The sequence below is a fragment of the Flavobacteriales bacterium genome, assembly GCA_016700415.1.
Taxonomy (GTDB): domain Bacteria; phylum Bacteroidota; class Bacteroidia; order Flavobacteriales_F; family PHOS-HE28; genus PHOS-HE28.
Genome location: CP065018.1, coordinates 1482263 through 1501025 on the forward strand (window position 1 = coordinate 1482263; position 18763 = coordinate 1501025).

At 58.9% G+C, this 18763-nt stretch carries 15 protein-coding genes and 5 tRNA genes; 1 reads left to right on the forward strand and 19 read right to left on the reverse strand.

Annotated features, from left to right (window positions below; all coding sequences use genetic code 11):
- Nucleotides 1–19 precede the first annotated feature (19 nt).
- Nucleotides 20–2299, forward strand: coding sequence for a patatin-like phospholipase family protein (locus IPP95_06275; protein QQS73819.1), 2280 nt, complete (start codon nt 20–22; stop codon nt 2297–2299).
- Between the two features lie 65 nt (nt 2300–2364).
- On the opposite strand, the gene IPP95_06280 is transcribed toward IPP95_06275, so the two are convergent.
- From IPP95_06280 to IPP95_06370, 19 genes are all read right to left on the reverse strand, one after another.
- The gene (locus tag IPP95_06280) at nt 2365–2685 is read right to left on the reverse strand and encodes a DUF3467 domain-containing protein (GenBank protein QQS73820.1); all 321 of its coding nucleotides are present in this window, start codon (nt 2683–2685) and stop codon (nt 2365–2367) included.
- Between the two features lie 92 nt (nt 2686–2777).
- Nucleotides 2778–7076, reverse strand: a complete 4299-nt coding sequence (rpoC, locus tag IPP95_06285) for a DNA-directed RNA polymerase subunit beta' (GenBank protein QQS74208.1) — start codon at nt 7074–7076, stop codon at nt 2778–2780.
- An 11-nt stretch (nt 7077–7087) separates the two neighbouring features.
- Entirely contained in the window at nt 7088–10942 is a 3855-nt protein-coding gene (rpoB, locus tag IPP95_06290; protein ID QQS73821.1) for a DNA-directed RNA polymerase subunit beta, read from the reverse strand.
- A 170-nt stretch (nt 10943–11112) separates the two neighbouring features.
- Entirely contained in the window at nt 11113–11490 is a 378-nt protein-coding gene (rplL, locus tag IPP95_06295; GenBank protein ID QQS73822.1) for a 50S ribosomal protein L7/L12, read from the reverse strand.
- Between the two features lie 116 nt (nt 11491–11606).
- Complete coding sequence (locus IPP95_06300; protein QQS73823.1) at nt 11607–12140, reverse strand: 50S ribosomal protein L10; 534 nt, start codon at nt 12138–12140, stop codon at nt 11607–11609.
- Between the two features lie 61 nt (nt 12141–12201).
- On the reverse strand, nt 12202–12894 hold the full coding sequence (locus tag IPP95_06305; protein QQS73824.1) for a 50S ribosomal protein L1: 693 nt from the start codon (nt 12892–12894) through the stop codon (nt 12202–12204).
- 9 nt (nt 12895–12903) lie between these two features.
- The gene (gene rplK / locus IPP95_06310) at nt 12904–13347 is read right to left on the reverse strand and encodes a 50S ribosomal protein L11 (GenBank protein QQS73825.1); all 444 of its coding nucleotides are present in this window, start codon (nt 13345–13347) and stop codon (nt 12904–12906) included.
- A 105-nt stretch (nt 13348–13452) separates the two neighbouring features.
- Complete coding sequence (gene nusG / locus IPP95_06315; protein QQS73826.1) at nt 13453–14007, reverse strand: transcription termination/antitermination factor NusG; 555 nt, start codon at nt 14005–14007, stop codon at nt 13453–13455.
- 1 nt (nt 14008) lies between these two features.
- Complete coding sequence (secE, locus tag IPP95_06320) at nt 14009–14239, reverse strand: preprotein translocase subunit SecE (protein QQS73827.1); 231 nt, start codon at nt 14237–14239, stop codon at nt 14009–14011.
- A gap of 51 nt (nt 14240–14290) precedes the next feature.
- A tRNA-Trp gene (locus IPP95_06325) sits at nt 14291–14366 on the reverse strand.
- An 87-nt stretch (nt 14367–14453) separates the two neighbouring features.
- Entirely contained in the window at nt 14454–15641 is a 1188-nt protein-coding gene (gene tuf, locus IPP95_06330; GenBank protein QQS73828.1) for an elongation factor Tu, read from the reverse strand.
- Nucleotides 15642–15750: 109 nt separating this feature from the next.
- Nucleotides 15751–15825 (reverse strand) — tRNA-Thr (locus tag IPP95_06335).
- A 49-nt stretch (nt 15826–15874) separates the two neighbouring features.
- A tRNA-Gly gene (locus tag IPP95_06340) sits at nt 15875–15947 on the reverse strand.
- A 55-nt stretch (nt 15948–16002) separates the two neighbouring features.
- Nucleotides 16003–16085, reverse strand: a tRNA-Tyr gene (locus tag IPP95_06345).
- A gap of 14 nt (nt 16086–16099) precedes the next feature.
- Nucleotides 16100–16172 (reverse strand) — tRNA-Thr (locus IPP95_06350).
- Nucleotides 16173–16341: 169 nt separating this feature from the next.
- Nucleotides 16342–16650 carry a ribosome-associated translation inhibitor RaiA gene (locus tag IPP95_06355; protein QQS73829.1) on the reverse strand — a complete coding sequence of 103 codons (309 nt, stop codon included), beginning with the start codon at nt 16648–16650 and terminating at the stop codon, nt 16342–16344.
- Nucleotides 16651–16663: 13 nt separating this feature from the next.
- A complete protein-coding gene (locus IPP95_06360; protein QQS73830.1) occupies nt 16664–17575 on the reverse strand; it encodes a tyrosine-type recombinase/integrase in 912 nt (303 codons plus the stop codon).
- Between the two features lie 111 nt (nt 17576–17686).
- A complete protein-coding gene (locus IPP95_06365; protein ID QQS73831.1) occupies nt 17687–17878 on the reverse strand; it encodes a 30S ribosomal protein S21 in 192 nt (63 codons plus the stop codon).
- 71 nt (nt 17879–17949) lie between these two features.
- Nucleotides 17950–18690, reverse strand: coding sequence for an outer membrane lipoprotein-sorting protein (locus IPP95_06370; protein ID QQS73832.1), 741 nt, complete (start codon nt 18688–18690; stop codon nt 17950–17952).
- Between the last annotated feature and the right edge of the window lie 73 nt (nt 18691–18763).

An 18763-nucleotide genomic window follows, 5' to 3' on the forward strand; every position in this document is an offset into this window, starting at 1 on the left:
CGCAAAAGCGGACACCTTGATGTCCCGCCAAGTTCTCCTCCTTTCCCTTCTTCTGCTTGCCACGGGCATGCGGGCGCAGCGGATCGGTGTGGTGCTGAGCGGAGGGGGCGCGGTTGGTCTCACGCACATCGGTGTACTGATGGCCTTGGAGGACAATGACATCCCCATCGATTACATCACCGGGAGCAGCATGGGCGCGCTCGTCGGTGCCCTCTACGCTTCGGGTATTTCTCCGGAGGAAATGGATTCCCTCTTCCAAAGTGACCTCTACCAACAAATGTCGCGCGGTGGTGTGGAGCCACAGTACACGTACTACTTCAAGCAGGACATGCCGGATGCTTCAATGATCACCTTAGGGGTGAACGTGGACACCACCCTGCAGATGTCCCTACCCACCAACCTGCGTTCTCCGGTCCTTATCGATTTCGAGCAGATGCGGAGCTTCGCCGGTGCCTCTGCCGCTGCCGACTACAATATGGACAGCCTGTTCGTGCCCTTCCGGTGCGTGGCCTCGGACATCACTGCACGCCAGGAAGTGGTGTTCTCCAAGGGTGACCTGGCGGTGGCGGTGCGGGCCAGCATGAGCTATCCGTTCTACTTCAAGCCGATCCTGGTGGAGGGCCACTTGATGATGGACGGGGGGATGTACAACAACTTCCCGAGCGACGTCATGTTCAATGCCTTCCTGCCTGATTACATCATCGGCAGCAACGTGGCCTACAACGCGCCCGAACCAAGCGCTGACGACCTGATGAGCCAGCTGAAGGCCATCATGACCCAGCCCACCAATTATGTTCTTCCGTGCGACCCCGGCATCATCATCGAGCCCAAGACCAGCACGACAATATTTGATTTTGCCAGCGCCAAACAAGCGGTCCTTGATGGCTATGCCTCGGCGATGGAACGGATGCCGGAGATCAAGGTGGAGGTTAAAAAACGGCGGGCCAAGGCCGAAGTGGAACAGGCACGTACCCGGTTCAAAGCCAAGTGCCCCCCGGTGGTCTTTGGCGACATCCAGTTCAAGGAGCTGAACAAAGGGCAGGCCCTGTACTGCGAGCGGCTCGTGAACAAGCGGAACGAACCGCTCACGGCCGATGCCCTGAAACCACGCTATTTCCGGCTCTATGCGGACTACAACATCGGCGGGCTTTTCCCACAAGCCACCTATAACAAAACACGGGGAAATTTCGACCTCGATATCCAAGTGAAGCGGGAAAGGAAATTGGAGGTGCGGTTCGGGGGTCTGGTCAGCTCCCGCCCGGTCAATACCGGCATGTTATCCGCACGGTACAACTTGTTCGGGCGCACGAGTAGCCGTGTGGAGGCCGTTGGCTACTTCGGCAAATTCTATACGGCGGCACAATTGCGCTGGCGCACGGACCTCAGTTCGCGCAAGCCGGTCTATATCGAACCCCTCATTACCTTGAACCGGTGGGACCATTTCAACGGTTTCACCTCGTTCTTCCAGGAAGTGCGGCCCTCCTACATCGTCCAGAAGGAATTCTGGGGAGGGGCGAACGCGGGCATGGCCATGGGCACGAAAGGGCTGCTCCGGTTAGACGCCAAATACGTGCAGACCAAGGACAGCTACTACCAGAACGGAGATTTTGACGCACGCGACACCTCCGACGTGACCGAGTTCAAGTACGCCACAACGGGCCTGACCCTGGAACGCAACAGTTTGAACCGGAAGCAGCAACCGAACAGGGGCGAACTGCTCCGGGTGAGCCTACGCTATATCGGCGGGAACGAGAACACGCTTCCCGGTTCACAATGGACCGACCGGCAAGCCTTCAACGCCCGGCATGACTGGCTATCACTCAAGGCCACATTGGACAAGTACTTCCTGCCGAAAGGGATCTTCAAATTCGGCATGCTCGCCGAAGGCGTATACAGTACACAGCCCTTCTTCCAGAACTACACGGCAACCACCATCCAAACGCCGGTGTTCCAGCCCACGCCCGAGAGCAAGACCTATTTCCTGCAGAACTACAGAGCAACACACTACGTGGCAGGTGGCGTGCGGACCATCGTGGCCGTGGCCCGGAACAAGTTCGACCTGCGGCTCGAAGCGTATGTCTTCCAGCCCTACAAGGCGCTGAAGCGTGCGGACGACAACTCTGTGACCGAGGGCAGCGCCATCAGTACACGCCATTACATCGGCAGCGGCTCGTTGATCTACCAAAGCCCGCTCGGTCCGCTCTGGTTCAACAGCAGTTACATCGACGGGCTGAGCGAGGCTTGGGTCTGGAGCTTGAACTTCGGGTATGTGATCTTCGCACAGGGGGCGAGGGAATAGTCAACAAACCCAGAACATGAAAAAGCCCCGATCGCTCGGGGCCTTTCAATTCAGTTCGGCAGGGTTCACGCCTGTGCCGGCGGTCCACCAAAGTTCATCGGGATCTCCGGCATGTCGGTCTCCCGGATCGGCCCATGCACGGCCTCGTACTTCTGCACATTGTCCGCCAGTGCGCGCATCAGGCGCTTGGCATGCTGCGGGGTGAGCAGGACACGGGCCTTCACCTTCGCTTTGGGCACTCCGGGCATCACGCGTACGAAGTCCAGCACGAACTCCGAGTTACTGTGGGTGATGATCGCCAGATTGCTATAGATGCCGTCGGCCACTTCCTCGCTGATCTCGATGTTCAGCTGGTTCGGCTTGGCTTGGTCCTTTTCGTCCGCCATTTTACTTTTCATAAGCCCTTCACCGTTCACGGAGAGGGATCGGGTTAAGAAAGCCCCCTCTCCGGAAGGGAGAGGGGGCTTGGAAGTGAGGCTTACTCTTCGATCTCCTGGGCGGTAAGTTTCGCCGCCATCAATCGGGTATACTCGTCCTTGCCATAGACCAGTTCCTTCTGGAAGGCCCTGGTGCCTGTGCCCGCAGGGATCAAGTGGCCCACGATCACGTTCTCCTTCAGGCCCTTCAGGTTGTCCTCCTTCGCAGCCACGGCAGCCTCGTTGAGGACTTTGGTGGTCTCCTGGAAGGAAGCCGCGCTGATGAAGCTCTCGGTCTGCAAGGATGCGCGGGTGATCCCCATGAGCAACTGGCGGCTGGTGGCCGGAGTGGCGGAACGTGTCTCCACGAGCTTACCGTCCTTGCGCTTCAGCACACTGTTCTCATCACGCAGCTTCCGCAACGTGATGATCTGGCCTTCCTTCACCGAGGCGCTTTCCCCGGCGCTGGTCACCACGAGCTTGTCGAACATGTCGTCGTTCTCCTCCATGAACTCGGCCTTCATCACGGCCTGGCGCTCCAGGAAACGGGTATCGCCCGGATCCTCGATCTCCACCTTCCGCATCATCTGGCGTACGATCACTTCGAAGTGCTTGTCGTTGATCTTCACGCCCTGCATACGGTACACGTCCTGCACCTCGTCTACAAGATACTCCTGAACGCGTGTGGGGCCTTGGATATTGAGAATGTCACCCGGGGCGATCGATCCATCGCTGAGGGACTGACCGGCCTTCACGAAGTCGTTCTCCTGCACGAGGATGTGCTTGCTCAGCGGCACGAGGTAGAACTTGTGCTCGCCAGTGCGGCTTTCCACGATGATCTCACGGTTGCCCCGCTTGATCTTGCCATAGGAAACGATACCATCGATCTCGCTGACCACTGCAGGGTTGCTGGGGTTACGGGCCTCGAAGAGTTCCGTAACACGGGGCAGACCACCGGTGATGTCACCGCCTTTGCCGGAGCTGCGTGGGATCTTCACGAGGATATCGCCTGCCTCCACTTTGTCGCCTTCGCTTACCACGATGTGTGCACCCACGGGCAGGGAGTAGCTCTTGATCTCCTCCTTGCTCTTGGCGTCGATGATCTTGATGGTGGGGTTCTTGCGCTTGTCGCGGCTTTCCACGATGACCTTCTCGGTGAATCCGGTCTGTTCGTCGATCTCCTGACGATAGGTCACGCTTTCCTCGATGCTCTCGAAGCCCAATTTACCGGAAAGCTCGGAGATGATGACGGCGTTGTACGGATCCCACTGGCAGATCATCTCGCCTTTCTTCACCTGCTTCCCGGCCTTGCCATAGAACATGGCCCCATAAGGGATGTTGCTGGTGGTAAGCACGATGCCGGTGTTGTTGTCCACGATGCGCATTTCGGCGCTGCGGCTGATGACCACTTCGGCGTCCTCGCCCTTGCGGTCCTTCTTCTTCACCGTACGCAGCTCGTCGATCTCCAGTTTACCGTCATACTTGGCCACGATCTGGCTGTCCTCGGTGATCTTGCCCGCCACACCACCGACGTGGAATGTGCGAAGGGTAAGCTGCGTACCAGGTTCTCCGATGGACTGTGCGGCGATCACGCCGACGGCCTCACCGATCTGGACCATGCGGCCCGTGGCAAGGTTGCGGCCGTAGCACTTCGCACAAACGCCATGGCGCTGTTCGCAGGTCAGTACGCTGCGCACCTCCACCTCTTCGATAGGGCTACTGCCGATAATGTTCGCGACCTCCTCACCGATGGTATCACCGCTGGCGATGATCAGCTCACCGGTCTGGGGATGCAGCACATCATGCACGACGGTGCGGCCCAGGATCCTGTCGCGCAGGCTTTCCACTACTTCCTCGTTCTTCAACAGGTCGGTCGCCACCAAGCCGCGAAGAGTACCGCAGTCGTCGTTGGTGATCACTACGTCCTGCGCCACGTCCACCAATCGGCGGGTGAGGTAACCGGCGTCAGCGGTCTTCAGCGCGGTATCGGCCAGGCCTTTACGCGCACCGTGGGTGGAGATGAAATACTCCAAGATGGACAGTCCTTCCTTGAAGTTCGAAAGGATGGGGTTCTCGATGATGTCCTGTCCGCCGCCGCTCTTCTGAGGCTTGGCCATCAGGCCGCGCATGCCGCTGAGCTGACGGATCTGCTCTTTTGAACCACGTGCGCCGGAGTCCATCATCATGTAGATGGAGTTGAAGCCCTGGTTATCGTTCTTCAGGCGCTCCATCAGCGTATAGGTGAGCTTGCTGTTGGTGTGTGTCCAGATGTCGATGGTCTGGTTGTAGCGCTCATTGTTGGTGATGAGGCCCATGTTGTAGTTGCCGGTCACCTCATCCGCCTCTCCCTGTGCGGCCTTGATCAGCTTGTCCTTTTCGGCGGGGATCACCACGTCGGCCAGGTTAAAGCTCAATCCGCCACGGAAGGCGTTCATGAAGCCGAGTTCCTTGATATCGTCCAGGAACTTGGCGGCTTTCGCGGTACCGCTTTCGCGCACCACACGGCCAATGATGTCACGCAGCGAACGCTTGGTGAGCACTTCGTTGATGTAGCCCACTTCCTCGGGGACCATTTCATTGAAGAGCACTCGGCCCACAGTGGTCTCGATAAGGCTGGTCTCGCCTTTGGCGTCCATCCAGCGCACTTTGATCCAGGCGTGCAGGTCCAGCCTGCCCTCGTTGTAGGCGATGTTCACTTCCTCGGAGCTGTAGAAGATGGACCCTTCCCCTTTGATGGGATGGTCCTTCTCGCTCTTGCGACCTTTGGTGATGTAATAAAGGCCGAGCACCATGTCCTGACTGGGCACCGCGATGGGCGCTCCGTTGGCCGGGTTGAGGATGTTGTGGCTGGCCAGCATCAACAGTTGTGCTTCCAAGATGGCGGCGTGGCCCAGTGGCAGGTGAACGGCCATCTGGTCACCGTCAAAGTCAGCGTTGAAGGCGGTGGTCACCAGCGGGTGCAGCTGGATGGCCTTGCCCTCGATCAGTTTCGGTTGGAAGGCCTGGATGCCTAAGCGGTGCAGCGTCGGTGCCCGGTTGAGGAGCACGGGGTGGCTCTTCAGCACGTTCTCCAGGATGTCCCAGATCACCGGCTCTTTCTTGTCCACGATCTTCTTGGCGCTCTTCACCGTCTTCACGATGCCGCGCTCGATGAGCTTGCGGATGATGAACGGCTTGTAGAGCTCGGCCGCCATGTCCTTCGGCAGCCCGCACTCGTGCAGCTTCAGGTCAGGGCCCACCACGATAACGGAACGTGCGCTATAGTCCACGCGCTTACCGAGCAGGTTCTGGCGGAAGCGGCCCTGCTTGCCTTTGAGCGAATCGCTCAGGGACTTCAGCGGGCGGTTGCTCTCGCTCTTTACGGCGCTGCTCTTGCGGCTGTTGTCGAAGAGGCTGTCCACGGCCTCCTGCAGCATGCGCTTCTCGTTTCGCAGGATCACCTCCGGCGCCTTGATCTCCACCAAACGCTTGAGGCGGTTGTTGCGGATGATCACACGGCGGTAGAGGTCGTTCAGGTCGCTGGTAGCGAAGCGGCCGCCGTCCAAGGGCACTAACGGGCGCAGCTCAGGCGGGATCACCGGTACCACCTTCACGATCATCCACTCGGGCTTGTTCTCGCGACGGCTGTTGGCACTGCGGAAGGCCTCCACCACGTTGAGGCGCTTGAGGGCCTCGTTTTTGCGCTGCTGGCTGGTCTCGGTGTTGGCCTTGTGGCGCAGGTCGTAGCTGAGAGTGTCCAGGTCGAGGCGGCGCAGCAGGTCGTACAGGCCCTCCGCACCCATCTTCGCGATGAACTTGTTGGGGTCGGTTTCCTCCAGATGCTGGTTCTCCTTTCCTAATCCCTCCAGGATGTCCAAGTATTCCTCTTCCGTAAGGAAATCCAGGTACTGTACGGCCTCACCCTCCTTGTTCATGATGCTTCCATCACCGGCCTGGATCACCACATAACGCTCGTAATAGATGATCTGGTCGAGCTTCTTGGTGGGCAGGCCCAGCAGGTAGCCGATCTTGTTCGGCAGGCTGCGGAAATACCAGATGTGTGCCACCGGCACGGTCAGCTGGATGTGGCCCATGCGCTCGCGGCGCACTTTCTTCTCGGTGACCTCCACGCCGCAACGGTCGCACACGATCCCTTTGTAGCGGATGCGCTTGTACTTGCCACAATGGCATTCGAAGTCCTTCACAGGGCCGAAGATGCGCTCGCAGAAAAGGCCGTCACGCTCGGGCTTGTAGGTGCGGTAGTTGATCGTTTCCGGCTTGATCACCTCACCGTGGCTGCGCTCGAGGATCTTCTCGGGGCTCGCCAAGCTGATGACGATCTTGTCGAATTGGCTCGTCAGCTTCACCTCCTTCTTGATCATAGTCATGGTGCTCAGGAGTTCGACTTGTTGTTGTTATCGCCCTCGTTCTCCAGGCTCACTTCCAAGGTGAGGCCGCGGAGTTCGTGCAGGAGGACATTGAATGATTCGGGGATGCCCGGCACCGGCATCGGATCGCCTTTCACGATCGCCTCGTAGGCCTTGGCGCGGCCCATCACGTCATCGCTCTTCACGGTGAGTATCTCCTGCAGGATGTTGGCGGCACCGAAGGCCTCCAACGCCCACACTTCCATCTCGCCGAAACGCTGTCCGCCGAACTGTGCTTTACCGCCCAACGGCTGCTGGGTGATGAGGCTGTACGGCCCGATGGAACGTGCGTGCATCTTGTCGTCCACCATGTGGGCGAGTTTCAGCATGTAGATCACACCTACGGTCGCAGGTTGGTGGAAGCGTTCGCCGGTACCGCCGTCGTAGAGGTAGGCCTTGCCGTAGCGGGGGATGCCCGCCTCATCGGTCTCGGCATTGATCTCATCGATGGTAGCGCCGTCGAAGATCGGGGTAGCGTACTTGCGGTCCAGCTTCAGACCGGCCCAACCGAGCACGGTCTCATAGATCTGGCCCAGGTTCATGCGGGAAGGCACGCCCAAGGGGTTCAACACGATGTCCACCGGTGTGCCGTCCTCGAGGAAGGGCATGTCGGCGTCGCGGACGATCTTGGACACGATGCCCTTGTTCCCGTGGCGGCCGGCCATCTTATCCCCCACCGTGAGCTTGCGCTTGTTGGCGAGGTACACCTTGGCCATCTTCATGATGCCCGTGGGCAGTTCATCACCGATGCTGACCTGGAAATTTTTGCGCTTGAACGCTCCGCTGATGTCGCCGTAGCGGATGGTGTAGTTGTGGATCAACTGACGGACGAGCTCGTTTGTCTTCTTGTCCGCGGTCCAGTCCGTGGGGTCCGCGGTGATGTAGTCCACACCGCCCAGCACTTTCGCGCTGAATTTCACGCCCTTGCGGATCTGCTCTTCCTTGTACTTGTTGAAGACGCCGTTGGAGTTGACGCCGCCGATCAGCGCCATCAACTTGTCCACCAGCAGATTCTTCAGTTCGGCCAGTTCCTTCGCCTCTTCCTTCGCGATCTGCTCCAGTACGGCCTTCTCGCTGCCTTTGGTCTTCTTGTCCTTCACCGCGCGGGCGAAGAGTTTCTTGTTGATCACCACGCCTTTGGTGCTGGGCGGGGCCTTCATGGAAGCGTCCTTCACATCTCCGGCCTTGTCGCCGAAGATGGCACGGAGCAGCTTCTCCTCCGGGCTGGGGTCAGTCTCCCCTTTCGGGGTGATCTTGCCAATAAGGATGTCACCTTCCTTCACCTCGGCACCGATGCGGATCAGGCCGTTCTCATCAAGGTCCTTTGTGGCCTCCTCGCTCACGTTCGGGATGTCCGCCGTGAGTTCCTCTTGACCGCGTTTGGTGTCGCGGACCTCCATGCTGTACTCGTCGATGTGGATGGAGGTGAACATGTCCTCGCGGGCCACCCGCTCGCTGATCACGATGGCATCCTCGAAGTTGTATCCCTTCCATGGCATGAAGGCCACCACGAGATTGCGGCCGATGGCCAGCTCTCCGTCCTCGGTACTGTAGCCTTCGCAGAGCGTCTGCCCCGTGGTCACCTTTTCGCCCTTGCGGACGATGGGGCGCAGGTTCATGCAGGTGCTCTGGTTGGTCTTCATGAACTTGGTGAGCTTGTACTCCTTCTCGTCACCATCAAAGCTCACGGAGCGTTCGTCATCGGAGCGCTTGTACTCGATCACGATCTTCTCGCTGTCCACGTATTTCACCGTGCCGTCGCCTTCTGCGGCAAGCAGTACACGGCTGTCGTGCGCCACTAATTCCTCCAGGCCCGTACCCACGATGGGGGCTTCCGGAAGCAACAGGGGAACCGCTTGGCGCATCATGTTGGAACCCATCAGCGCACGGTTGGCGTCGTTGTGCTCCAAGAAGGGGATCAAGCTGGCGGCAATGGAGGCGATCTGGTTCGGGGCCACGTCCATCAGCTCCAGTTCCTTCGGTTCCACTACGGGGAAGTCGCCCATCTGGCGGGCCTTCACGCGCTTGCCGGTGAATTCGCCGGTCTCCGCCACCTGGGCGTTGGCCTGGGCGATCATCTTCATGTCCTCCTCCTCGGCGCTGAGGTAGGTGGGCGTGCCCTTCAGGTCCACCTTGCCGTCCTTCACCTCACGGTAGGGCGTTTCGATGAAGCCCAGGCTGTTGATCTTGCTGTACACGCAAAGCGAACTGATCAGACCGATGTTCGGTCCTTCCGGCGTCTCGATGGTGCAGAGGCGGCCATAGTGCGTGTAATGCACGTCGCGCACCTCGAAACCGGCGCGCTCGCGGCTGAGACCTCCTGGCCCGAGTGCCGAGAGGCGGCGTTTGTGGGTGATCTCCGCCAGCGGGTTGGTCTGATCCATGAACTGGCTCAATTGGTTCGTTCCGAAGAACGAATTGATCACCGAGCTCAGGGTCTTGGCATTGATGAGGTCCGTGGGAGTGAACACCTCGTTATCACGCACGTTCATGCGCTCTCGGATGGTGCGGGCCATACGCGCCAGACCCACGCCGAACTGGCTGAACAACTGCTCGCCCACGGTGCGGACGCGGCGGTTGCTCAAGTGGTCGATGTCGTCCACATCGGCCTTGGAGTTCACCAGTTCGATAAGGTAACGGATGATGGCGATGATGTCCTCCTTGGTGAGCACCCGCACGCTGAGCTCACTTTCGAGGCCCAGTTTTTTGTTGATGCGGTAGCGGCCCACCTCACCGAGGTCGTAGCGCTGCTCGCTGAAGAACAGCTTGTCGATCACGCTGCGAGCCGTCTCCAGATCGGGGGGCTCAGCGTTGCGCAATTGGCGGTAGATCACCTCCACGGCCTCCTTCTCGGAGTTCGAGGTGTCTTTTTGCAGGGTGTTGTAGATCAAGGCATAGTCGGCCGCGTTCACGCCCAACTTGTGCAGGATGATCGTCTTGGCGCCGCTCTCGAGGATCTGCTCCACGTGCTGCTCCTCCAAGATCGTCTCGCGGTCGATCAGCACCTCGTTCCGTTCGATCGAGACCACCTCACCGGTATCCTCGTCCACGAAATCCTCCACCCAGCTCTTCAGCACACGGGCGGCGAGCTTGCGGCCCACGGCATCCTTCAGGGAGGCCTTGGTCACCTTGATCTCATCGGCCAGGCCGAAGATCTCCAGGATCTGCTTGTCACTTTCGAAACCGATGGAACGCAGCAGGGTTGTCACCGGCAATTTTTTCTTACGGTCGATGTAGGCGTACATCACGCCGTTGATGTCCGTCGCGAATTCGATCCAGGATCCTTTGAAGGGGATCACGCGGGCGCTGTACAACTTGGTGCCGTTGGCGTGGCGGCTTTGGCCGAAGAACACGCCCGGGCTGCGGTGCAGCTGGCTCACGATCACGCGCTCGGCGCCGTTCACCACGAACGAGCCTTTGGGGGTCATGTAGGGGATCTGGCCCAGGTATACGTCCTGTACAATGGTCTCGAAATCCTCGTGCTCCGGATCGGTGCAATAAAGCTTCAGCTTGGCCTTCAGCGGAACACTGTAGGTGAGGCCGCGCTCGACGCACTCGTCGATGCTGTAGCGCGGGGGATCGATGAAGTAGTCAAGAAATTCGAGCACGAACTGGTTCCGGGTGTCCGTGATGGGGAAATTCTCCATGAACACCTTGTAGAGACCCTCGGTCTCCCGGTTCTCGGGGAGGGTCTCGATCTGAAAGAACTCCTCGAAGCTCTTCAGTTGGATGTCAAGGAAATCCGGATACTGCGCCGGAAGGAACGTGGAACCGAAATCGATGCGCTTGTGCTTGCGCTGGAGGGACTTCGTCTGGGCCATGATGGGAATGCTGGGGAATTATCGAACGACCGACGACCTACTGGTACCTGAAAAGCCCCCGGTACATGGGGTTATTGATGGCCCTTTAACGGGCACAAAGACCCGATCGGCCGGGTGCTCCCGCTTGTGGCGGGGCACCCGGCCTTCGCTGTCCTTCGGACCGGGTGAGCTTATTTGACCTCAACTTCGGCCCCGGCTTCCGTCAGTTGCTGTTTCAGGTTCTCGGCGTCCTCTTTGGACACCCCTTCCTTCACAGGCTTCGGGGCACCGTCCACGAGGTCCTTTGCCTCCTTCAGTCCGAGACCGGTGAGTTCTTTCACCAGTTTCACCACGGCGAGCTTGCTCTGTCCACCGGACTTGAGGATCACGTCGAAGCTGGTCTGTGCCTCGGCGGCATCAGCGCCACCACCGGCGACGGGGGCGGCCATTGCTACTGCGGCAGCTGCCGGTTCGATCTTGTATTCGTCTTTCAGGTACTGGGCCAATTCGTTCACCTCTTTCACGGTGAGCCCTACGAGCTGGTCGCCCAGGTTCTTGATGTCTGCCATCTTTTGTTTTTGTTACTTACGGTTGTTGGGAAGCTGTCGTGTGCGTAACGCGTTTAGTCTTGTTGTCGGGGCGTTTATGGGCGACGCCTGCATCGCCCATATACGCCCTTACCGCTTTAGGCGGCTTTTTCTTGTAATGCCTTTACCAGGCCGGCGATCTTGTGCCCGCCGCTGCCTTGGAGGGCGCTGATGACGTTCTTCATCGGGCTTTGCAGCAGGCCGATGATCTCGCCGATGAGCTCTTCGCGGCCCTTCAGCTCGCTGAGCATCACCAACTGGTCGTCACCGATGAACACCGCCTCGTCGATCCAGGCGCTCTTCAACGCCGGGCGTGTACCCTTCTTTTGGCGGAAATCCTTGATGAGCTTGGCCGGAGCGTTGCCCTTCTCGGCGAAGAGGACGGCCGTTTGGCCGACGATGGTGGGATACAGCTCGCTGTAGTCCTTCCCTTCCACGCCCTCCATCGCTTTGCGAAGGAGGGTGTTCTTCACCACCTTCATCCGGATGCCGCCCTTATGGCAGGCACGACGGAGTTTGCTGGTGCTCTCGGCGTCCATGGAACTGGCGTCGGTGAGGTAGAGCACGTTGGTGCTTTCGATCTCACCGATCAGCTCGGTGATGGCTTGGTCTTTTTCTGCGCGGGTTGCCATTTTCTTTTTCCTTTTGGGGACGTGATCACGGGGGCGCGAAGTCTCGCGCCCGTACGATCTCTTATCCCACTACGCGAGTGTCTACTTTAATACCTGGGCCCATCGTGCTGCTGATGAAGATGCTCTCGACATAAGCACCTTTTGCGGTGCTCGGCTTGAGCTTCATCAACGTCTGCAGCAGTTCATTGGCGTTCTCGGTCAGCTTGGCCGCATCGAAGGAGACCTTGCCGATCACCGCGTGGATGATGCCGGCCTTGTCCACCTTGAAGTCGATCTTACCGGCCTTCACCTCCTGGGTGGCTTTGGCCACGTCCATGGTCACGGTGCCCGTCTTGGGGTTCGGCATCAGGCCGCGGGGGCCGAGGATACGTCCCAGTGCACCCACTTTGGCCATCACGTTGGGGGTGCAGATGATCACATCCACGTCCGTCCAACCGTTCTTGATCTTTTCCACGTACTCGTCCAGCCCGGCCATGTCGGCACCGGCGGCGACGGCCTCCTCGCACTTGGCGGGGTCGGCCAGCACCAGAACGCGCACGGTCCGGCCGGTACCATGAGGCAGGCTCACGGTTCCGCGCACCATCTCGGTGCTCTTCTTGGGGTCCACTCCGAGGCGCACGGCGATGTCCACCGTGGCGTCAAACTTGGTGGTGCTGGTTTCCTTTACAAGGGCGGTGGCCTCTTGCAGGTCGTAAGCCTTGGTCGCGTCGATCTTACCGGCGGCAACCTTTCTTTTCTTGGTCAGTTGTGGCATGGCTTCCGGTTATTTGCTGATCGGGCTTTCGCCGGATACGGTGATGCCCATGGAACGGGCGGTGCCGGCCACCATGCTCATGGCGCTCTCTACGGAGAAGCAGTTGAGGTCGGCCATCTTGTCCTCGGCGATCAACTTCACCTGCTCCCAAGTGACGCTGCCCACCTTGTTGGTCTGGGGCACGCCGCTGCCCTTCTTGGCCTTGGCGTGGTCCATCAGTTGCACCGCTGCGGGCGGGGTCTTGATGATGAAGTCGAAGCTCTTATCAGCGTAGACCGTGATCACCACCGGTAGCACCTTGCCAGCCTTGTCCTGCGTGCGCCCGTTGAACTGCTTGCAGAACTCCATGATGTTCACGCCCTTCGCGCCGAGCGCGGGACCGATCGGGGGGGCCGGGTTCGCCGCCCCTCCTTTTACTTGGAGCTTCACCAGCCCCGTTATTTCCTTGGCCATTTTTTGGTTGTTGTGTCCTGTTTGGCGTCCGCCTTGCGGCGGACTTGGACTGGTTTTTCTTCGTTGGGGCGGTGTATGGGCGATGCATGCATCGCCGCTACACCGTTACACCTCTTTCTCTACCTGCATGAAGCTCAGTTCCAGCGGCGTCCTTCTTCCGAAGATCTTCACCATCACTTTCAGCTTCTTTTTCTCTTCATTGATCTCTTCGATGATGCCGTTGAAGCCATTGAACGGCCCGTCGATCACCTTCACGCCCTCACCCACGTGGTAAGGATTGTAAGGGGACTCATCGGCATCAGCCAGTTCATCCACCGTACCAAGGATGCGGTTCACCTCGCTCTGGCGCAAGGGCACTGGGTCACCTCCTTTCTCCGCACCGAGAAAACCGATCACGTTCGTCATCTGCTTCAACGTGTGTGCTGTCTCACCTGTGAGGTCTGCCTCCAACAGGACATAGCCCGGGAAGAAGTTCCTTTCCTTGCTGACCTTTTTGCCATCACGGATCTGGTAAAACTTCTCCATGGGGATGAGCACTTGGGCGATGTAGCTGCCCAAGTTGGAACGGCGGATCTCCGTATCGATGAGTTCCTTCACCTTCTTCTCCTTCCCGCTGATGGCGCGGAGCACGTACCATTTCTTGGTGGTGGTGACGGCCATCTTACTGTCCGATGAATTTGTAGATGAACCCTAAAATGCCTTTCCAGAAGTTGCTGTTGCCCATGTTGTGCACCCCGAAGAGGAAGTCCATCAGGAAGACGATCAGGGAAACGATGAGCGCGGAGACCAGCACGAGGATGGAGCTGCTCTGCAGATCCTTCCAAGTGGGCCAACTGACCTTATGGACGAGCTCGTTGTAGCTCTCGCTCAGGTATGTCTTGAAGCTTGCCACTGTATTTGGTCTTTTTGTTTGGGGCGCGGGACCCCGCGCCTTGGTTTGCTTTGGCACGGGAGGCAGGAATCGAACCCGCAGCCTACGGTTTTGGAGACCGTCGCTCTACCAATTGAGCTACTCCCGTTCGTTCCTCTATGCTTCCCGTTCATTTCGGCGGCAAAGGCCGCCCGCCCTTCGGCGGACGGCCCCGTCGCTTCTTGTTCCGGTCGGATTACTTGATGATCTCGGTCACCTGGCCGGCACCCACGGTACGTCCACCCTCACGGATGGCGAAACGCAGGCCCTTGGTCATGGCGATCGGCACGATCAGTTTCACATGGATGGTAACGTTGTCACCGGGCATGATCATTTCACGACCTTCCTCCATGGTGATCTCCCCGGTAACGTCCGTCGTGCGGAAGTAGAACTGGGGGCGGTACTTGTTGTGGAACGGGGTATGGCGTCCGCCTTCCTCCTTCTTCAACACGTAGATCTCACCTTTGAATTCGGTGTGCGGGGTGATGCTGCCGGGCTTGGCGATGACCATTCCACGACGGATCTGGTCCTTTTCAATGCCACGCAGGAGCATGCCCACGTTGTCGCCGGCCTCGCCGCGATCGAGGAGTTTCTTGAACATCTCCACACCCGTGCAGGTGCTGGTCATCTTCTCCTCCTGCATCCCGATGATCTCGAGGGGATCGCCGGTCTTCACGATGCCGGTCTCGATACGGCCAGTGGCCACAGTACCGCGTCCGGTGATGGAGAACACGTCCTCCACGCTCATCAGCAAGGGCTTCTCGGTGTCGCGGGGCGGGATGGGGATCCAGGTGTCCACGGCATTCATCAGCTCCATCACGCTCTCCACCCACTTGGCTTCGCCGTTCAGGGCGCCGAGGGCGCTGCCACGGATCACCGGGGTGTTGTCACCGTCATACTCATAGAAGGAAAGCAGCTCGCGCACTTCCATCTCAACGAGGTCAAGCAGTTCGGCGTCGTCGACGAGGTCGACCTTGTTCATGAAGACCACGATCTTGGGCACGCCCACCTGACGACCGAGCAGGATATGCTCGCGGGTCTGGGGCATGGGGCCATCGGTAGCGGCCACCACGAGGATGGCACCGTCCATCTGGGCGGCACCCGTCACCATGTTCTTCACATAGTCGGCGTGGCCCGGACAATCCACGTGTGCGTAGTGACGGCTCTCGGTAGAATACTCCACGTGTGAAGTATTGATGGTGATGCCGCGCTCCTTCTCCTCCGGCGCATTGTCGATGGAGTCGAAACTGCGGGCTTCGGAAAAGCCTTTATCGGCCAGCACCTTGGTGATGGCTGCTGTCAGCGTGGTCTTGCCGTGGTCAACGTGTCCGATCGTACCGATGTTCACGTGCGGCTTGGTCCGTTGGTAGGTCTCCTTTGCCATGGTCCTTTAAATGATTGTGGTCGTTTGGTGTTGTTCGTTCGTTCGTTCCGGGCTGATCCCTTCTCGTGTGCATGCCACCCCTTGCGGGGCAATTCCGTCGGCCTTGTCGTGGAGCCTTTGGCGGGAATTGAACCCGCGACCTCTTCCTTACCAAGGAAGTGCTCTACCTCTGAGCTACAAAGGCCGTTGTATCGTTGTTGCGCCGCGCCCCTGGAAGCAGGGCTTGGCGGTAGAGCGGGAGACGAGATTCGAACCCGCGACATTCAGCTTGGAAGGCTGATGCTCTACCAACTGAGCTACTCCCGCTTGGTGCCGGTCGACCCCACCTGTTGGGGGCTTCCGGAATTTGGCTCCGTTGTTGTGGGGAGAGCAGGATTCGAACCTACGAAGTCGTAAGACAGCAGATTTACAGTCTGCCCCCGTTGGCCGCTTGGGTATCTCCCCTGGTCCTTTCACGGAGCCAATGGAGGGACTCGAACCCCCGACCGGCTGATTACAAATCAGCTGCTCTACCAGCTGAGCTACATTGGCATGTACAGCAAGAAAAAGAACGTTCCCGACCCGTTTCCGGAGGCAATACCCCCGGAATTGGGCCTGCAAATGTATACAAAAGCACGACGCCACCAAATAACGACGGCCACGATGTTCATCATGGCCGTCGTTAAAGGTTGATAAGGGGCGTAAACACCTTGCCTTGGACCTATCCGCGCACCTCGCGCAGGCGGGTCTTGTCCTTCTCCACTTGGCTGCGGAGCGCCTCGATGGTGTTCACCGCCGCCTCCTCGAAGCTGGAGGCCTTACGTTTTGCGAAGAGGTCGTTGCCCGGCACGGCCAAGCGGATCTCCACATGTTTGTTCTCGGGCCGCTCCCCGTCACTCCCCACCCGGAGAGTCACATCACCGGTGAGGATGTTATCATGGAACTGGGTGAGCTTGTTCAATTTCTCCTTGATGAAATCAATGAGCTTGATGTCGGCGTCGAAATGGAGGGAATGCACGGTCACGTTCATATCACGGTTTTTTTTAAGGTGCTTTCGTCGGTCCGGTCCCGCCGCGCGGATGCGCTTGCCGGTGGGCCTGTTTCAGTTTTTCAACGGTATTGTGGGTATACACTTGAGTGGCCGCAAGGTTCGCATGGCCGAGCAGTTCCTTCACGGCGTTCAGGTCGGCACCATGCTCCAACAGATGGGTCGCAAAGGTGTGGCGCAAGACGTGGGGGCTTCGTTTATCCTGGGTGGTCACCGCACTAAGGTAACGCTTAACGAGGGATTGTATGGTGCGTCGCGGCAGGGGTTGTCCGTCTTCCCTCACCAGCAAGGGCGTACCGGGCGGAGGGGGGACCGGCAACGCCTCCCGCGTTTGAAGGTAGCGCCGCAGCAACTCCAGCAACGGTGTGGCCAACGGGATGATCCGTTCCTTATCCCGCTTTCCCAGCACGCGCACCGTGCCCCGCCGGAAGTCGATATCGGCCGGCACCAGGCCTGTCAGTTCGGCCAAGCGCATTCCGGTCCCGTACAAGAGTTCCAGAAGTAGGCGGTCCCGTTCCCCGATGAAGCCCTCGGGCCAAGGGATCTCCTCCAGGAGCATCTTCATGCTGCGCTCGGCAACGAACTCTGGCAGGCGCTTCGGCGTCTTCGGCGGTTCGATCAAGGCCGTGGGGTCCGCATGCACTACGCCCACTGTGCGGGCAAAGTGATAGTAGGCGCGCAACGCGCTCAGCTTCCGGTTCACCGAGCGGGTGCCCACACCCTCTTCCAACATCCGCATCATCCAGCCACGTACCGCCTTGTCCGTGGCCTCTGCCGGGCCCTTCAAGCCGATCTCCTCCTCCAGAAAGCGGGTGAACTGCTCCAGATCCCCGCGGTACGCCTTCACCGTAAGCGGACTGGCGCGCTTCTCAAAGGCAAGGTGTTCCAGAAAGCGCTCGACGGGCATCAATGCGAAAAAGGCGAAAAGACCGATCGGTCCTTTCGCCTTTCAAGGCTTGTTGTCTACAAGGTCTTGGTGACATGTAGGGGGCGATGCATGAATCGTCCCTACATATCCCTACTGTTCGCCGCCGTACTTTTCCTGCTTGTAGGTGGCACGCAGCACTTCTTTACGGCGCTCCACCGAAGGCTTGTAGAAGGCTTGGCGCTTCCGCAAAGCCCGCAAGGTGCCCGTGCGCTCGAACTTCTTCTTGAACTTCTTCAGCGCCTTATCAATGGGCTCGCCTTCTTTCACCGGGATGATCAGCATGGTCTTTTTCTCAATGGGGGCGCAAATATAGCTTTTTCGGGGATCGGTGCAATCCCGGCCACTGCACTATTTCACTTCTTCAGCGAAGCCTTATTGAACACCGTCTCCGGGATCTCCACGTCGAACAGGATCTCGGTCGCGATGAAATCAGTGCCTTGGCCGTCCTTCAGCATGTCCTTGTAATTGATCTTGGTAGGGTACCAACGCTTGCCGAACTGCTTCACACCGCTCATCACGGTCTGTTTCAGCAGTTGGCCGCTCTTGGCGAACAGATCCTCCTTCATGGGTACGAAGCGTTCCTTGTCCACCCAGATCTTGCGCTTCTCGTAGCTCACATCGGGCACCTTGGCGGTCAGTTCCAGCACCCAGCAGGCACGACCTTCCAAGGATTCTTCACCGACCACTTTCGCGGTGTACATTTCCATCAGTTTGCGGTCCTCCATCATGTCCTCGTAGCTGAGGTCGCTGCCCATCACGCTTTGGCGCAGCATGTGGCCGCTGAGCTGGATCGTTCGGTCGGTGCTGGGGGAATAGATCCACAGTCGGTCGTCCAGCTTCAGCATCTTGGTGCCTTTCTCACGGGCTGGAGCGAGGTATTCCGTGAAGCTGCGCGCGGTGCCTTCCGTGTAGCCCTTCGAGGTAACGGTGCGATCGCCGCGCCGTCCGTGGATCACCATATCGGAGGTGGTCACGTTGGTGCGCGAGTTCATGTTCTCGTCCACCTTGTTCATGATGGCGACAGCGTCGGGAGTTTGTGCGGATGCTATGCCGGTGATGGTGGCAAAAGCAAGTGTGAGGAGTGCGGTTTTCATAGTGCGTGTTGGTTGGATAGGTCGACCCAGTGGGTCGACGGTACAGGTGCTTCGATATCGATCTTGGGCTTCC

What these genes read in the sequence shown, in the direction of transcription:
- IPP95_06275 (QQS73819.1), top strand. Translation starts at nt 20, where the DNA reads ATGTCCCGCCAAGTTCTCCTCCTTTCCCTTCTTCTGCTTGCCACGGGC.
- IPP95_06280 (QQS73820.1), bottom strand. Translation starts at nt 2,685, where the DNA reads ATGGCGGACGAAAAGGACCAAGCCAAGCCGAACCAGCTGAACATCGAG.
- rpoC (QQS74208.1), bottom strand. Translation starts at nt 7,076, where the DNA reads ATGATCAAGAAGGAGGTGAAGCTGACGAGCCAATTCGACAAGATCGTC.
- rpoB (QQS73821.1), bottom strand. Translation starts at nt 10,942, where the DNA reads ATGGCCCAGACGAAGTCCCTCCAGCGCAAGCACAAGCGCATCGATTTC.
- rplL (QQS73822.1), bottom strand. Translation starts at nt 11,490, where the DNA reads ATGGCAGACATCAAGAACCTGGGCGACCAGCTCGTAGGGCTCACCGTG.
- IPP95_06300 (QQS73823.1), bottom strand. Translation starts at nt 12,140, where the DNA reads ATGGCAACCCGCGCAGAAAAAGACCAAGCCATCACCGAGCTGATCGGT.
- IPP95_06305 (QQS73824.1), bottom strand. Translation starts at nt 12,894, where the DNA reads ATGCCACAACTGACCAAGAAAAGAAAGGTTGCCGCCGGTAAGATCGAC.
- rplK (QQS73825.1), bottom strand. Translation starts at nt 13,347, where the DNA reads ATGGCCAAGGAAATAACGGGGCTGGTGAAGCTCCAAGTAAAAGGAGGG.
- nusG (QQS73826.1), bottom strand. Translation starts at nt 14,007, where the DNA reads ATGGCCGTCACCACCACCAAGAAATGGTACGTGCTCCGCGCCATCAGC.
- tuf (QQS73828.1), bottom strand. Translation starts at nt 15,641, where the DNA reads ATGGCAAAGGAGACCTACCAACGGACCAAGCCGCACGTGAACATCGGT.
- IPP95_06355 (QQS73829.1), bottom strand. Translation starts at nt 16,650, where the DNA reads ATGAACGTGACCGTGCATTCCCTCCATTTCGACGCCGACATCAAGCTC.
- IPP95_06360 (QQS73830.1), bottom strand. Translation starts at nt 17,575, where the DNA reads ATGCCCGTCGAGCGCTTTCTGGAACACCTTGCCTTTGAGAAGCGCGCC.
- IPP95_06365 (QQS73831.1), bottom strand. Translation starts at nt 17,878, where the DNA reads ATGCTGATCATCCCGGTGAAAGAAGGCGAGCCCATTGATAAGGCGCTG.
- IPP95_06370 (QQS73832.1), bottom strand. Translation starts at nt 18,690, where the DNA reads ATGAAAACCGCACTCCTCACACTTGCTTTTGCCACCATCACCGGCATA.